The organism is Dyella sp. (assembly GCF_035685885.1).
Lineage (GTDB): Bacteria > Pseudomonadota > Gammaproteobacteria > Xanthomonadales > Rhodanobacteraceae > Dyella.
This window is the reverse complement of record NZ_DASRZX010000099.1, coordinates 23475-39228: the sequence shown is the minus strand read 5'-3', so window position 1 is coordinate 39228 and position 15754 is coordinate 23475. Positions and strand designations below refer to the sequence as shown.

Sequence of the window (15754 nt, the reverse complement as noted above, 5' to 3'; positions counted from 1 at the left end):
CGTAGCAGGTTGCGTGCCACGATCTGGCTGGATTATTTCCGCATATTCCCTGTAATCGCTACTGTGGTCATCGTCACGAAGCGAGCAGGCTTTGTGTACTGCCAGGACGATAATGATAAACGTGCTTATAAATGTGGCTAACGCAAAAGCATCGCCGTTTGTCATTTTGTGACATTTTTCGTCACATTTGGCGACTGCAACGTCCTCAGCTGCGGCAGCTGGAGGGGAGATATTTCGGATCCAGTGAGCTAGGTAAGCAGGTCCATGTGATGCTGCCGCCATGAGTTACCGGCGAAAGCACCAGGTTTTGTGCGTTTATGGCCTTGTTTGCCTTTGCGCCCGCAAAGCCCACGGTAATTTTTCCTTGCGCCACATCGACGCTCGAAACATAGGTTCCTTTGATGGAGCTACTGCTGGCTAGCCCGGCAGACTGATTGCTGCTGGGGAATGTTCCGTTAGCAGAAAGAAAGTCCCAAACGGCCGCTTTGGCTCCCGTGGCCAAGCTCATACCCTCGCTCACCTGCGCACGGATCGTGTAATCCTGATAGGCGGGAATCGCAATCGCAGCAAGGATGGCGATGATCGCCACGACGATCATCAATTCGATCAAGGTGAAGCCGGCGGAACGGCGCTGGCGAAGCATGGTTGGATCCCCCTGGTTGTCTCAAGTGGAGCTGGAGGCATGTTTTGTACCAATCCACAGGCTTCGATGGCCTGACCGAGCGGCCATCGTCGCCCAGGCATCAGTTCCGTGATCCATGCCGCGTTTTCCGGGTGTGGCCTTGGGGCGCAGCTGACGCACTGCTCCTTGCACTGCCCGTCGCTGCCTCTTACCGTCTGCCTTTTCGCGCCACCCAGGGACCCTCCAATGAAACCCTTGCTTGTCGCGCTGGCGCTTGCGCTGGCCGGTACCTCTGCCGTTGCGGCAGAGGTCGAAAACCATGGACCGCATCCCTTCAATATTCGCGATCTGGTGATGATGGATCGCGTGGGCGATCCGCAGCTGTCGCCGGATGGGCGGTTTGCGCTTTATACGGTGCGGTCCACCGATTACGCGGCGAACAAGGGTGTTACGTCGGTTTACCTGCTCGACCTCAACAAGGGTGGGGAGCCAGTGAAATTGGTGGAGAAGGCATCTTCGCCGCGCTGGGCGCCCGATGGCGGCAGCTTCTATTACTTGGCGGCCAAGGATGGTGTGGCGCAGCTATGGCATCGTGGGGCGACCGCGGCGGCCGAGGCTACCCAGGTGACCCATGCACCCATTGATGTGGATGGGTTCAAGCTGTCGCCGGATGGCAAGAAGGCGTTGCTGACCTTCGGCGTTTTTACCGATTGCGCGGACCTGGCCTGCACCAAGGAGCGTCTGGACGGCCGTGAGGCGGACAAGGCCTCGGGCACCGTTTACGACAAGCTGTTCGTTCGCCATTGGGATACGTGGTCTGATGGCCGGCGCGCCCAGCTCTTCATCGCCGATCTGAACCAGAACAGCGAGCAGCCTGTGCTGCTGAGCCGCGGCATCGATGGTGACGTGCCGAGCAAGCCCTTTGGCGATGATGGCGAGTTCAGTTTTTCGCCTGATGGCAAGACGGTTTACTTTGGCGCGCGCATCGCCGGCAAGTCCGAGCCGTGGTCCACCAACTTTGATGTCTACAGCGTTCCCGCCGATGGTTCGGCAGCGCCCACCAACCTCACGGCTGCCAACCAGGCGTGGGATGCCTTCCCTGTCGCGTCGCCGGACGGCAAGACCCTTTACTACCTGGCGATGAAGGTGCCTGCGAATGAGGCCGATCGTTTCGGCATCATGGCGTTGGATCTGGCGACGGGTCAGAAGCGCGAAGTGGCGCCGAACTGGGATCGATCCGCTGGCGGCATGCAAATCGCAGCCGATGGCAAGACGCTTTATGTCACTGCCGATGACGACGGGCAGCATCCGCTGTTCGCCGTCGACGCGGCATCGGGCAAGGTCACCACGCTTGTGACGGCTGGTGATGTCGGTGGTTACTCGCTGAGCAAGTCCCGGTTGCTGGTGCAGCGCGACGACCTCAAGCGCCCCTCGGATCTGTATGTGGCAGACCTGCAGGGTAAGAGCCTCAAGCAGGTGACGCACTACAACGCCAAGCGCCTCAAGAACGTGCAGATGGGCGAGCCGGAGTTCTTCACCTTCAAGGGCTGGAACAACGAAACCGTGCAGGGCTACGTGGTGAAGCCCGCGAACTACAAGGCCGGCAAGAAGTATCCGGTCGCCTTCATCATTCACGGCGGTCCGCAGGGCGCCATGAGCAACGGCTGGAGTTATCGCTGGAACGCGCAGACCTATGCGGGTCAGGGCTTTGCCGTCGTCACGGTCAACTTCCACGGTTCCACCGGTTATGGCCAGTCCTTCACCGATTCCATCTCGGGCGACTGGGGCGGCAAGCCGCTGGAAGACCTCAAGGCAGGCTGGAGCGCGGCGCTGTCCAAGTACAGCTTCCTTGATGGCAACCGCGCGTGTGCGCTGGGTGCCAGCTATGGCGGCTACATGATTTATTGGATCGCCGGCGTGTGGAATCAGCCGTGGAAGTGCCTCGTGGACCATGACGGTGTGTTCGATGCGCGCGCCATGTACTACGACACCGAAGAGTTGTGGTTCGAAGAGCGCGAGAATGGTGGCACGCAGTACGAGCATCCGGAGAACTACGAGAAATTCAACCCGGTCAACCACGTCAAGGATTGGCGCGTGCCGATGCTCGTCGTGCATTCGGCCAAGGATTTCCGCATTCCGGACACGCAGGGCCTGGGCGCCTTCACGGCGCTGCAGCGCCGCGGCATCCCGAGCAAGCTGCTGCATTTCCCAGATGAAAACCATTGGGTGCTCAAGCCACAGAACAGCGTGCAGTGGCATGAAACGGTCAATGCTTGGTTGAAGCAGTGGACGTCGGGGGATGCGGCGAAGGTAGCGCCCTGATTCAAGGGTGGTTACCCCCTCCCAGCCTCCCCCTGCAAGCAGGGGGAGGGGCAAGGGCGGCAGGTTTCTGACTCCCTTGTGAGCAGTGGATGTCGGTGGCTGCGGCGAGGGCGGTGGCCTGATTCAAGGGCGGTTACTCCCTCCCAGCCTCCCCCTGCAAGCAGGGGAGGGGTAGGAGTGGCAGGCTTCTGATTCCCTTGCGAGCAGCGGGTGTTGGTGGGTGCGGCGAGGGCGGTGGTCTGATTCAAGGGTGGTTACCCCCTCCCAGCCTCCCCTTGCAAGCAGGGGGAGGGGTAGGAGTGGCAGGCTTCTGATTCCCTTGTGAGCAGTGGATGTCGGTGGGTGCGGCGAGGGCGGTGGCTTGATTCCAAGGCGGTTACCCCATCCCAGCCTCCCCCTGCAAGCAGGGGGAGGGGCAAGCGCTGGTGTTTGTGGGTGCGGCGAGGGCGGTGGCCTGATTCAAGGGTGGTTACCCCTCCCGGCCTCCCCCTGCGAGCAGGGGGAGGGGCATGTGCTGGTGTTTGTGGGTGCGGCGAGGGCGGTGGCCTGATTCAAGGGTGGTTACCCCCTCCCAGCCTCCCCCTGCAAGCAGGGGGAGGGGTAAGAGTGGCAGGCTTCTGCTTCTCCTTTGAGCTTGGGAAGGGCAAAGGCTGCAAGCTTTTGCTCCCTCCCCTGCTTGCAGGGGAGGGCTGGGGAGGGGTAAAGCTCTTCAGCTATCCACGGAACTGGAGGTTCCCATGCAGCGCGAATGGATGCGCGCGCGCAAGCTTCGCAACGAAGCTACTGATGCCGAGCGTCACCTATGGCGGTACCTGCGCCGCGAGCAACTGGCAGGCTGCAAGTTTCGTCGCCAGTTCCCAATGGGTTCCTACATTGTCGATTTCATCTGCGTCCCGGCACGACTGGTGCTGGAGCTCGATGGCGGGCAGCATCTGGATGCGCAGGCTTACGATGCGGCGCGGACATTGGAGATCCAGGCGCGAGGCTATCGAGTGCTGCGGTTTTGGAATGACGATGTATTGCTGAGGACGGACGCAGTGCTGGAGGAGATTCTTCGGCATCTTGGGCAGGAATGAAGAGCCACCCCTCCCCGGCCCTCCCCTGCAGAAGCAGGGGGAGGGGGCTACAGCTTGCGAGCTTTTGGCTCATCCCCTGCTTCTGCAGGGGAGGGCCGAGAGGGAGTTAGAGCCACTTCGCCCGCTTGAGGAAGACGTAGATGCTGCCCACCAGCGTCGCCACGAGGGCAATGATCAGCGGATAAGCCCAAGGCTTGTTGAGCTCCGGCATGTGCGCGAAGTTCATGCCGTACCAACTGGTAATCAACGTCGGCGCAGCCAGCATGGCGGCATAGCCGGCCAGGCGTTTCATCACCTCGTTCTGGCCGAAGGTCACCAGCGACAGGTTGACGTTGATGGCGGCGGCGAGCATCTCGCGCATCGCGCTGATCGATTCGTTGACGCGGAAGACATGGTCGTACACGTCGCGGAAATAGGCGCGCAGTTCGTCGGGAATCAGCTGCGGATGCAGGCGCACCAGCTGGCTGATGATGTCCTGCAATGGTGCGGCGGCAAGGCGCAACGTCATCAGGTCGCGCTGCATGTCGTACAGGCGCCGGATCGTGCCGCGATTGAAGGTGTCGGCGAAGATATCCTTCTCCAACTCCTGCAGTTCCTCCCGGAAGTCGCGCACGATCGGCAACAGATTGTCGACGATGAAGTCGAGCACGCCGTAGAGGCCGTAGCTCGGTCCCATCGCCAACAGCTCGGGCGAATGTTCACAACTGCGTCGTGCCGGCGCGTAGGACAGCGACGCACCGTGGCGCACCGTTACCAGGTAGCGTGCGCCCAGGAAGATATGGGTTTCGCCAAACGCGATGTGCCCGCTGACGAGCTGCGCGGTCTGCACCACCACGAACAGCGAATCACCGTAAGTCTCGATCTTGGTGCGCTGATGGGCGTGCTGAGCATCCTCGATCGCAAGATCATGCAGATCGAACTCTTCCTGGATTTTGTCCAGGAGTGCCGCGTCCGGCTCGTGCAGGCCTACCCAGACGAAGGTGTCCGGTTGCTTGAGCACCTCGCTGATGTCGTCGAGGCTGATGTCGCCGATCCGTTGGCCATCGAAGCGATAGGCCACGCAGTTGATGACCATGGCGCTGGTGGAGACGCTGCCGGTTGGCGGCTGTAGAGCGGGCATGGGGGCCATGATGCCTGTCCTCAGGTATGCGGGGCAATTCGCACGGTTTCCGTGGCGGAACGCTATTATCAGGTTTCCAAAGGGGGCGTAGAGCGGTATTTCATGGTGAAGGGCGAGTATCGGCTGGGCTTTCGTGCAGATATCGAAGGGCTCCGGGCCATCGCGATCATGCTGGTGGTGGCCGCTCATGCCGGTGTCCCTTGGCTGCAAGGCGGCTTTGTCGGAGTGGACGTATTCTTCGTCCTTTCCGGATTCCTCATTACAGGCCTCCTGTTACGGGAAGTCGCGGATAGCGGAAGCATTCGATTCGTCGAATTTTATCTTCGTCGTCTGAGGCGACTGCTGCCGGCGATGGCATTCATGATCATCGCCACGTGCCTGGTCGCGGCGAATGTCCTGTCTCCGGCGGAGCAGCTGGAGCAGGCCAAGGCGGGGGCGACCGCCTCTCTATGGGCAAGCAATATCTATTTTGCGCTGGTCCAGCTCGATTACTTTTCCGCGGGCGCAGAAGGCAATTTGTTTCTCCACACTTGGTCGCTGGGCGTCGAGGAGCAGTTCTACCTGGTCTGGCCCATTCTCCTGCTGTGGACACTAGGCCGGAACCGTGGCCTCGCGCGGCTTGGCCAACTCAAGGCATTGATGTTTGTCGTCATGATGCTGAGTCTGGTGATGGCCATCTATCTCACTTACAGCCTTCCTCAGCTAGCGTTCTACATGATGCCGATGCGTGCCTGGCAGTTTGCCGTGGGCGCCCTCGTGTGTCTGGTTGGGCGTAGTGGCGCGATGTTCCGCGCATTGCCATCGGGAGTAAGCCATGAGCGGCTGAGCAACTGGCTGGGGTGGCTGGGCCTGGCAACTATCGTGGCGGCAGGCATCGTGTGGAGCTCGCGCGTGCCGTATCCGAGTTGGCGAGCCCTATTTCCCGCACTGGGCACGGCAGCCATCATTGCGGCAGGACAGCGCGGCGCGCTGGCAGGCGTATCGAGGGTCCTTGCATGGCGACCGCTCCAATTAGTGGGGCGGGTGTCGTACTCATGGTATCTGTGGCATTGGCCGGTGCTGTTGCTCGGCTATGCAATCATTGGCTCACACAGCCCGTGGCTTCGGGCGGCTCTTGTGTTCATCTCGCTGGGCCTTGCCTTGGTTTCCTACGGGTTGATCGAGGCGCCCATTCGGCATCAGTCTTTCTTGCTCAAGCACGCACGTCTGGCGCTGCCCGGTGCGGTGGTAGCCATGGTGGCCATCGGATTTTTCGCCATGCACTGGTACACCCGGGCGTTCGTCGAGACAAATTCCCAGGAGTTTCAGCGCTACAGCCAAGCCCATGGCGACGCACCGGTTATCTATGGCATGGGATGTGATGAGTGGTATCACAGTGACCGGGTTGCCATGTGCAGTTTCGGCCCTGCGGACGCGCCCCACACCGCGGTATTGATGGGCGACAGCGTTGCTGGGCAGTGGTTTCCGGCATTTGCGGAAGTCTTCGACCGCCCAGACTGGCGAGTGCTCGTTTTGACCAAATCGGCGTGTCCCATGGTGGACGAGCCCATCTTTTACGAGCGCATTGGCCGCGATTACACGGAATGCACCAACTGGCGACGCCATGCGCTGGAACAGCTGGCTTCGATCAAGCCGGACGTCGTGATGCTAGGGACCGTATCGACCAACGGGTTCACGAAGGAGCAGTGGATCGATGGCACGAAAAGAGTCCTGAGTACGCTCAGCCCTGTGGCGGGCCGCATCTACATCATGCGTGGTACACCCCATCTCCCCTTCGACGGGCCCAATTGTCTCTCCTCGCATCAGGTCAGGCCTGCCTGGTTGAATGCCTTGGCGGAATGTTCCGCGCCCGCCAATGACGAGCATGCGCAGAGCATTTTTGGTTGGTTGGGCGAAGCCACGGCGTCAGTCGCCAATGCGCGGACCGTGGACATGAATGATGTGGTCTGTCCGGGCCAGCGCTGCCGCGCCGAGCTGGACGGCCATGTGGTCTTCAGGGATTCACAGCATTTGACCGCCAGTTTCGCAGAGTCGATGGCGCCATTGCTGAAGAGTCGAATGGAGTCGCCGGGCAAGGCCGGTGCTCCTGCCGTCAATGCGCTGATCGCACCTCAGTAATCCAGTCAGCCGTTGATGTGACGCTTGCGATAGCACCACGCCAACGCCAGCCAGCACGGCATGGCAAACAGCAGCCACGGTTGGTTCTGCTGCACGACGCCGGGCAGCAGGTGCAACAGCCATGCGATGAGGACGGCCAGCAGCTGGAGCGCGATCAGCATGTCGGCGAATCGCGAGCTGGGAATGCCTCGGCGCGCACGCCATGCGGTTGCAATCAGCAGCCATGCAAGCGGATTGAAGATCAGCAGGTTCGCGTTGGCCCAGGCGGAGTGGTGCGTGGTCAAGGTCCATAGAATGATCAGCGCCATTCCCACGATGCCGGCCAGCACCAGGTAGAACGTCGCAATGACGGCAAAGACGGTGGGTGCGAAACGCCGCGTGATCAACAGCAGCGCGGCTAGAACCAGGCCGGCCAGCGCGAGAGGCAGACGCAGGTCGGGGGCCTGCTCAGGCGGCGCCACCAGTCGATTGGGGGAGAGCAGTTGCTCGCCGAGCACGACGGGATGAGCGGCGCCGTCAGCGTCGTTTGTGGTGACGTGGCGAATCTGCGTCTGCAGCACCATCGGCAGGAAGCTTTCCTGCCAAGCGCTGAGCGGCTGGTCCGCGTAGGGCCCGAGGCCCACGTCGAGGATCAGCATCAGCCATGCCTGCTGGCTCATGAGGCGCGCCGTCTGCTGGCGATAGGTCATGCCGCCCGGGCGAGCTCCCAGCTGCTTCTTCAAGACACCGCCGAGCGCTTTGTCCAGCGCGTCGCGCACGCGCGTGGCGCAGTTGTTGGCGTAGTAGTCGTAGTCGTAGCGCGCGTTTTCCGGCTGCAGATTCCACAGCAGGAAGTCGCGCAGATCCGCAGCCTGTGACGCGGTGAAGGCCAGGGGTTGGCGCGTGACCGAGCGGCCGACCTCGGCGTAGTAGTGCTGGTCGACGTCGCTGGGCGCGGCATCCATCAGGTAGTGCATGCGTCCCGCCGCGAAATGCAGCAGGAAACCTTCTTCGTCGAAATCGAACACGCCATAGTTGAACGTGACGGCTTCGCCGCTCACGGTGTCGCGCAGTTCGATGGCGTCGTGCCCGAAGCGTTCCCAGTACGTATCGCCGGGGCCGTACGTGATCAAGGCGACTTCAAGGTTGGCGCCCGGCGCATTGGCCACGCCGGCGTGCGCGCGCGGCGCCCAACCAAGCAGGGCGCAAGCGAGCAGGACGAGCAGGGCGCAAATGCGACCCAGGCGATGACACGCAACCGACGCCGGCGTCCTGCCCGATGCATGCACGATCAGTCTTCCTTGCGGCGTGTCACGCGGAACGCCTGTACGCGGCGATCGTCGGCCTCGGTGACGTGGAACAGGTAGTCGCCGATGGCGATTTCCTCACCGACTTCGGGCAGATGGCCAAATTCGGAGGTGCACATGCCTCCGACGGTATCGAATTCCTCGTCGGAAAAGTTCGCGCCGGCCTGTTCGTTGAAATCGGCGATCGGCGTGAGGGCGCTGACTACCCAGCCGCCTTCCGATTGCTCGTGCATCAGCGCGGGCTCTTCCTCGTCGTCGTGCTCGTCGTCGATCTCGCCGACGATCTGTTCGAGCACGTCCTCGATGGTGATCAGCCCGGCGACGCCGCCGTATTCGTCCACCACCAGGGCCATGTGGTTGCGCGTGTGGCGGAATTCGGCCAGCAGCACGTTGAGGCGCATCGACTCGGGGATCAACACGGCAGGACGGAGCACCGTGCCGATATCGAAATGGTCGCCGTTGCCGACAAACTTGAGCAGGTCCTTGGCGAGCAGGATGCCGAGGATGTCGTCCTTGTCCTCGCCATGCACGGGAAAACGCGAGTGGCCGGATTCCACGACGGTGTCGAGGATATCGCGCAGCGGCGCTTCGGCGGAGAGCATCACGATCTGGGCGCGCGGCACCATGACATCGTCCACGCTCAGCTCGGTGACCTTGATGGCACCCTCGACCATGGTCAGGGTGTCGTTGGACATCAGGCCGTTGGCCTGGGCGGCGCGAAGCTCCTCGATGAGCTCCTTCCGGTTGCGCGGCTCGCCGGAAAACATGTGGCCCAGTCGATCCCACCAACTGCGGTGGGCCGGGCCGCCGGTACTGCCAGGGTCCTCGTTCATTACTCGTGCGGGTGCTGCCCCAAGGAGGGCGGAAGGTTGAGTCTAGCGGAAAATCCGTGACGATTCAGGAACAAGGGACGTCAGGTCAGCCATCCGTGAAGGGGTGGGCCAGTGCCCGACCAATGCTTTGATCATCGGGTGGCACGCACTGGGGTCCCTGGCCGAGCGGCCTGGGCGACGCCGATGGAGCGGGCCTGCAACGGGTTCAGCCACCGCCCTTGGCCTTGTGCGGGTCAGCCGGTTCACCGCTGGCTGCGCTGCAATCTGCGAAACGCCTCCTGCGCGGTGCCTTCGCGGATCGTGCATTGGGCCCGATGCGTCGCGCCATCGCGTACCCATGGATATGTGCCGCTATCGCGGGGGCTCGTTGTGGGGGCGACATGGTTGCTGCAACCGCGCGCGGCGCGAAGCTGTCGTCAGTCGATGTGCTCGGCAGCGTAAGGGTCATCAATGCCGAGCGAGGCGAGGATGCGCGCTTCCAGCGCTTCCATTTCCTCGGCCTCGGCATCTTCGATGTGGTCGTAGCCGAGCAGATGCAGCACGCCGTGCACGGTCATGTGGGCCCAGTGATTGCGCACAGGCTTGTCCTGCTCCGCGGCCTCACGAGCCACCACGGGCGCGCAGATCACGAGATCGCCGATCAGCGGGAGCTTGACCCCGGGAGGCAATTCGACGGGAAACGACAGCACATTGGTGGCGTAATCCTTGCCGCGATACCCGCGGTTGAGCGTCCGACCTTCCTTGGCGTCGACGATGCGAATGGATAGCTCGGCGGCCTTGCGGCGCTTGGCGCCACGCAGGGCCGCTTCCACCCATTGGCGGAAGCTGGCGGATGAAGGCACGCCCTTGCGCGGCGCGGCATAGCCGACCGAAAGCGTCAGTGGCGCCGCGCTCACCGGGGGCCGTCCTCCGAAGCCTGTTCGAAGGCCTCGTAGGCGCGCACGATTTTCGCCACCAGCGGATGACGTACCACGTCGCGCGAAGTGAAGAAGGTGAAGCTGATGCCGTCCACGCCACGCAACACTTCGACGGCGTGGCGCAGGCCGGAGCGCACGTTGCGCGGCAGGTCGACCTGGCTGACGTCGCCGGTGATTACCGCAACCGAACCGAAGCCGATGCGTGTCAGGAACATCTTCATCTGCTCGACGGTGGTGTTCTGCGCCTCGTCGAGGATGACATAGGAATCGTTGAGCGTACGGCCGCGCATATAGGCGAGCGGAGCGATCTCGATCACGTTGCGCTCGATCAGCTTGGCCACCTTTTCGAAGCCGAGCATTTCGTACAGCGCGTCGTAGAGCGGGCGCAGGTACGGATCGACTTTCTGGCTGAGGTCGCCTGGCAGGAAACCTAGCTTCTCGCCGGCCTCCACCGCGGGGCGCACCAGCAGCAGGCGTTGCACACGGTTCGCTTCCAACGCTTCGACGGCACTCGCCACGGCGAGATAGGTCTTGCCCGTGCCTGCAGGCCCCACGCCGAAGCTGATGTCATGCGTGGTGATGGCGTGCAGGTAGCGCGCCTGGTTGGGACCGCGTCCCTTGATGACGCCACGCTTCACCTTGATGGTGACGTCCTGCGCTTCTTCGGCGGCATTGTTGACGATGGCGTCGATGCCTGATTCGGCGAGGTGCAAGTTGATCTTCGCGCCGTTGAGCGATTCGTTTTCGGTGACCTGATAGAGCGCGCGCAGCACTTTTTCGGCCACCCGCGAGGCGCCTTCTTCGCCGATCACCTGGAACAAGGCGCCGCGATGGTTGATCTCCACGCCCAGGCGCAACTCCACCTGCCGGAGATGTTCGTCGAACGGACCGCACAGGTTGGAGAGCCGTGCGTTGTCTTCCGGCTCGAGGGAGAAATCGCGTTGGTTGAGGCCGTTGCCGTTGGTCATGGGCTTCATCGAAAAGTTTGAGGACAAACCCTTTTCCCTGCGGGAGAAGGTGCCGGCAGGCGGACTAGGTGCCCTTGGGATGTGAGGGTGCGGCTGAGACAGTGGACCGACGATTCACTCAACAGCGAGCGTGAGGCAAGCCCCGCACCCTCTCCGCAATCCCTTTCCCGGTGGGAGAGGGGCTCAGGCAGGTCACGCTGATGGAGGCCATGGGTCATGGGCTCATCGGAAATGGTGAGAGCAATCCCTTCTCCCGTTGGGAGAAGGTGCCGGCAGGCGGATAAGGGTGCAGGCAGAGCGAAACGCCAACGAGGCACCCAACACGGAGCTTGGGTCAAGCCCCGTACCCTCGTCCCAGCCCCTCTCCCGGCGGGAGAGGGCTTCGTGTCAAGCCGCCACTTCATCGGCAAGATGCACCCGGCCGCGTAGCGAGTTGCTCATGGCTTCGGTGATCACCACGTCGACGAACTGGCCGATCATCCGCGGATGGCCCGGGAAGTTCACGTAGCGCATGTTCTCGGTGCGGCCAGTGAACTCGTTGGGGTTCTTCCTGCTCGGCTTCTCCACCAACACGCGCTGCACGGTGCCGACCATGGCTTCATTGATGAGGCGTGCGTTGTCGTTGAGCTTCGCCTGCAGGCGGGTCAGTCGCCCATGCTTGGCCTCGGCCGGGGTTTCGTCGGCGAGGTTGGCGGCCGGCGTGCCGGGACGCGAGGAGAAGATGAAGGAGAAACTCTGGTCGAAGCCCACGTCGTCGATCAGCTTCATGGTCTTCTCGAAGTCTTCTTCCGTTTCCCCCGGGAAGCCCACGATGAAGTCCGACGAGACGCAGATGTCCGGCCGCACCGCGCGCAGCTTGCGGATCTTCTGCTTGAACTCGATCGCCGTGTAACCGCGCTTCATGGCGGCGAGGATCCGGTCCGAGCCCGCCTGCACTGGCAGATGCAGATAGTTGGCCAGCTGTGGCACGTTGGCGTAAGCCTCGATCAGGGAGTCCGAGAATTCCAGCGGATGCGAGGTGGTGAAGCGAATGCGGCCGATGCCCTCGATCTGCGCGATGGCGTGGATCAGCACCGCGAGGTCGGCGATGCCGCCGTCATGGGTGGGACCGCGGTAGGCATTGACGTTCTGCCCCAGCAGGTTCACCTCGCGCACGCCCTGGGCGGCAAGCTGGGCGACTTCCACGATCACGTCATCGAACGGACGGCTGATTTCTTCGCCGCGCGTATAAGGCACCACGCAGTACGAGCAGTATTTGGAGCAGCCTTCCATGATCGACACAAAGGCGGTCGGACCTTCGGCGCGAGGCTCGGGCAGGCGGTCGAACTTCTCGATCTCGGGAAAGCTGATGTCCACCTGCGGCTTGCCGGTAGCGCGCTTGGCCTCGATCAGTTCGGGCAGGCGATGCAGCGTTTGCGGTCCAAACACCAGATCCACGTACGGCGCGCGCTTGATGATGTCCTGACCTTCCTGCGAGGCCACGCAGCCACCCACGCCGATCAGCACGGGCTTGCCACCCTGCTTGTGCTCCTTCCAGCGTCCGAGCTGGCTGAACACCTTTTCCTGGGCTTTTTCGCGGATCGAGCAAGTGTTGATCAGGATGACATCCGCTTCGGACTCGTCCTGGGTCAGTTCCAGGCCGTGCGAGGCCTTCAGCACGTCGGCCATCTTGGCCGAGTCGTACTCGTTCATCTGGCAGCCGTGGGTTTTGATGAAAAGCTTGCCGGTCATGGACTTGGACACCGTGGTTCGCAGGGCGGCGGGGAAAGGCCGTCGAACAGCGCAGTTTACGCGTCCACGGGCACGTCCGCCAGCTGAACGCCCAATTTGGTCAAGGACTTGCATGCCAAAGTCGGCAGGTTGCTGCAGCAAGTTTGTCCTGCTGCACGAAATGACCGGTTCCTGCTTGGCTCAGGCCGTGGGTGGGGGCACACTGCCACGGCCTGGCGCCGCGGGATGGGGCCAGCAAAGTCTTTGAAGGCGGGGGAGTTATGGGCAAGCTGGATCGGAAAGTGGCCGCCGCGCGAGCGTTGCGGCCGACGGAGAGGCCGTGATCCAGCGGCAGCTGCCACGCATGCATCCGCCAGTCGCCCTGCGGCTGATGGTTGCGTGTGCCCTGGCGCTCGCCTGGCTTTGCCTGCCTGCCGCGGCCCGCGCCGGCGCCCTCTATCGCTGCACGGGTAGCGCAGGGGAGACGGTTTTCAGCAGCAGTACCGCCGGCTACCAGGGTTGCAGCAAGATCGCTGGGGCTCCTGATACCGTCCGACGCAAGGCCGTCGTCGCCAGGCCGGCCGCCACGCTGGCGGGCGTGCAGGGTAGTGCCGAAACCTCCGCGTCCGCGCCCAAGGGCGGCGCACCCGCAAGCACGACCGCCGCTGCGCCACCGGTGACATCACTGGCCTGGGCCAAGGATTCGGTGCAGACCACGGCGCGCGAAGCCACCAGGGGTTCCCCTGCGCCTGCCGGCAAGCCGGGGCAGTGGAGCTATGCCGAAACCTCCCCCGCCCGGAGCGGTTCGGTGCCCGACAAGCCGGTGGCGAGCGCGTCCACCGAAGGCGACCGGGTACTTCGTGGCGCCGTCTATCGCGTGGTCCGCAAGGACGGCAGCGTGGAATACACCAACATGCGTCCCGCCGGACAGCAGGACCACGCGGTCACCATGCTGTTTACCTATCTCGCTACCTGCGTCGCGTGCAATCTGCATTCGACCATTCGCTGGGATTCGGTGGCGCTGAACCTCTCGGCCTATGCCGACGTGATCCAGCTGGCGAGCCAGGAGTCGGGCGTCGACGAGGCCTTCCTGCGAGCGATCATCCATGCGGAAAGCGCCTTCAATCCGCGTGCGCTGTCGTTGAAGGGTGCCCAGGGGCTCATGCAGCTGATGCCAGGCACGGCCTCGGACATGGGTGTACACGACGCGTTTGACTCGGCCCAGAACATCCGTGGCGGCGCGCGTTACCTCGGGCTGTTGCTGCGCACGTTCCGCGGCAATGAGCAGCTTGCCGCCGCGGCATACAACGCTGGCCCCGGCGCGGTGCAGCGCTACAACGGCGTACCGCCCTATGACGAAACCAGGGTGTACGTGGAACGCGTGGGAACGCTGCGCAAGCGATATGGACAAGCCATCCATACGTCCGGCGGCAAGTCGCCGGTGGTTGCCGGTATGTCAGCTATCCAGTGATGCGGTGGGCGTCAGCGGTGGGCGCTGCGCAACCATGATCTCGAGATGGAACGGCGTGCCGTTGCGAAGTCCCGACACCTCGACTTTGCTCCCCGGTTTCAGGGCGGCTTCGTGGCGACGCAGGTCGGCCGGATCGACGATGTCTTCCGTGCCCAGCCGCAGCAGGATGTCATGCGGCTGGATGCCCGCCTGGGCCGCCGGGCCTCCCGGATAAATGTCGGTCACCAGGGCGCCGCGTGCGGCAGCAGGCAGTCCGCTGTCGGCAGCGACGGGCACGAAGGTGTAGTCGGCCCCCATCCATCCACGCACGACGTGGCCCGAGTCGATGATCTGGTCGAGCACCTTCTTCGCGCTGGCCACGGGAATGGCGAAGCTGATGCCCTCGGCGTTGGCCGCCTTGCCGATCAGCAACGTGTTGATGCCCACCAGTTCGCCGTCGGTGTTGACCAGGGCGCCGCCGGAATTGCCGAGGTTGATGGCCGCGTCTGTCTGGATGAAATCCTCCGGACTGGCGCTGCTCAGCTGCCGGCCGATGGCGCTCACGATGCCCATGGTCACGGTCTGGTTCAGCCCCAGTGGGTTGCCGATGGCAAGCACCACATCGCCGGTTCGCACGGAATGGCGGTCGGCGATATGGATGACCGGCAGGTTGCCGGCATCGATCTTCAGCACGGCGAGGTCGGTTTCAACGTCGGCACCGACGACCTTCGCCTTGGCCACGCGGCCGTCATAGAGAAGCACCTGGATGTCGTCGGCGTTCGCGATGACGTGGTTGTTGGTGAGCACGTAGCCCTGGCTGCTCACGATCACGCCCGAGCCCAGGCTCTGCTCCCGCCGCTTGTAGGCCGGGCCGGCGGGACGTCCGCCGAACAACCGTTGCAGCACGGGGTCGGTGTACATCTGGACCGCCTGCTCGGTGACCATCTTGTTCGCATAGATGTTCACCACCGACGGCGCGGCGCGCGCAACGGCGTCGGCATAGGACACCGGCCCGCCCGATGGTGCTGCGGGCACACTGGTCACAGGAGCCGTGGTGGCCTGATCAAACCCGAAGCGTTGTCGCAGGTGATTGCCTACGCCAGGCCACAACAGACTGATCACGAAGGCAGCCGCAAGCCCGATGACGACGAAGCGGGCGATGAAGGCGAGCGTGCCTGCGGCATGTTTCATGTCGTTATGAGTTTCGTGGCAAGGCGTTGGGTCTGATGTTGCGCGTCAGCGGCGGACGCTGCTCTTTTATTGTACGAGTCATGCCCTGACGCTACACTAACGCGATTTTGCGGGGGCCGGATTCTGCTGGCGCTTGCGAAG

12 protein-coding genes are annotated in these 15754 nt (G+C 62.9%); 4 read left to right on the top strand and 8 right to left on the bottom strand.

Going from position 1 to position 15754, the window contains the following annotated elements:
• Nucleotides 1-205: 205 nt before the first annotated feature.
• Nucleotides 206-643 (bottom strand): pilin, encoded by a 438-nt coding sequence (locus VFG49_RS12050; RefSeq protein ID WP_324860788.1) that lies wholly within the window; start codon nt 641-643, stop codon nt 206-208.
• Nucleotides 644-868: 225 nt separating this feature from the next.
• On the opposite strand from VFG49_RS12050, the gene VFG49_RS12045 reads away from it, so the two are divergent.
• Both VFG49_RS12045 and VFG49_RS12040 read left to right on the top strand, forming a co-directional pair.
• Entirely contained in the window at nt 869-2944 is a 2076-nt protein-coding gene (locus VFG49_RS12045; protein ID WP_324860786.1) for a S9 family peptidase, read from the top strand.
• 737 nt (nt 2945-3681) lie between these two features.
• A complete protein-coding gene (locus tag VFG49_RS12040) occupies nt 3682-4020 on the top strand; it encodes an endonuclease domain-containing protein (protein ID WP_324860784.1) in 339 nt (112 codons plus the stop codon).
• Nucleotides 4021-4126: 106 nt separating this feature from the next.
• Here the strand turns inward: VFG49_RS12040 and corA are convergent, their stop codons facing one another.
• Complete coding sequence (gene corA, locus VFG49_RS12035) at nt 4127-5140, bottom strand: magnesium/cobalt transporter CorA (RefSeq protein ID WP_324860794.1); 1014 nt, start codon at nt 5138-5140, stop codon at nt 4127-4129.
• A gap of 51 nt (nt 5141-5191) precedes the next feature.
• Here corA and VFG49_RS12030 point away from each other — a divergent pair, with 51 nt between their 5' ends.
• Nucleotides 5192-7258, top strand: coding sequence for an acyltransferase family protein (locus tag VFG49_RS12030; protein ID WP_324860782.1), 2067 nt, complete (start codon nt 5192-5194; stop codon nt 7256-7258).
• Nucleotides 7259-7263: 5 nt separating this feature from the next.
• On the opposite strand, the gene VFG49_RS12025 is transcribed toward VFG49_RS12030, so the two are convergent.
• The 5 genes from VFG49_RS12025 to miaB form a co-directional block, all read right to left on the bottom strand.
• A complete protein-coding gene (locus VFG49_RS12025; RefSeq protein ID WP_414649120.1) occupies nt 7264-8526 on the bottom strand; it encodes a DUF4105 domain-containing protein in 1263 nt (420 codons plus the stop codon).
• Nucleotides 8527-8528: 2 nt separating this feature from the next.
• On the bottom strand, nt 8529-9377 hold the full coding sequence (locus tag VFG49_RS12020) for an HlyC/CorC family transporter (RefSeq protein WP_324860780.1): 849 nt from the start codon (nt 9375-9377) through the stop codon (nt 8529-8531).
• A 416-nt stretch (nt 9378-9793) separates the two neighbouring features.
• A complete protein-coding gene (ybeY, locus tag VFG49_RS12015; protein ID WP_324860778.1) occupies nt 9794-10273 on the bottom strand; it encodes an rRNA maturation RNase YbeY in 480 nt (159 codons plus the stop codon).
• A complete protein-coding gene (locus VFG49_RS12010) occupies nt 10270-11262 on the bottom strand; it encodes a PhoH family protein (RefSeq protein WP_324860776.1) in 993 nt (330 codons plus the stop codon). The genes ybeY and VFG49_RS12010 overlap by 4 nt, the downstream gene beginning before the upstream one ends.
• Before the next feature lie 387 nt (nt 11263-11649).
• Nucleotides 11650-12993 (bottom strand): tRNA (N6-isopentenyl adenosine(37)-C2)-methylthiotransferase MiaB, encoded by a 1344-nt coding sequence (miaB, locus tag VFG49_RS12005; RefSeq protein ID WP_324860774.1) that lies wholly within the window; start codon nt 12991-12993, stop codon nt 11650-11652.
• Between the two features lie 319 nt (nt 12994-13312).
• On the opposite strand from miaB, the gene VFG49_RS12000 reads away from it, so the two are divergent.
• On the top strand, nt 13313-14443 hold the full coding sequence (locus VFG49_RS12000; RefSeq protein WP_324860773.1) for a lytic transglycosylase domain-containing protein: 1131 nt from the start codon (nt 13313-13315) through the stop codon (nt 14441-14443).
• On the opposite strand, the gene VFG49_RS11995 is transcribed toward VFG49_RS12000, so the two are convergent.
• Complete coding sequence (locus VFG49_RS11995; RefSeq protein ID WP_324860771.1) at nt 14429-15613, bottom strand: S1C family serine protease; 1185 nt, start codon at nt 15611-15613, stop codon at nt 14429-14431. The genes VFG49_RS12000 and VFG49_RS11995 overlap by 15 nt on opposite strands.
• Between the last annotated feature and the right edge of the window lie 141 nt (nt 15614-15754).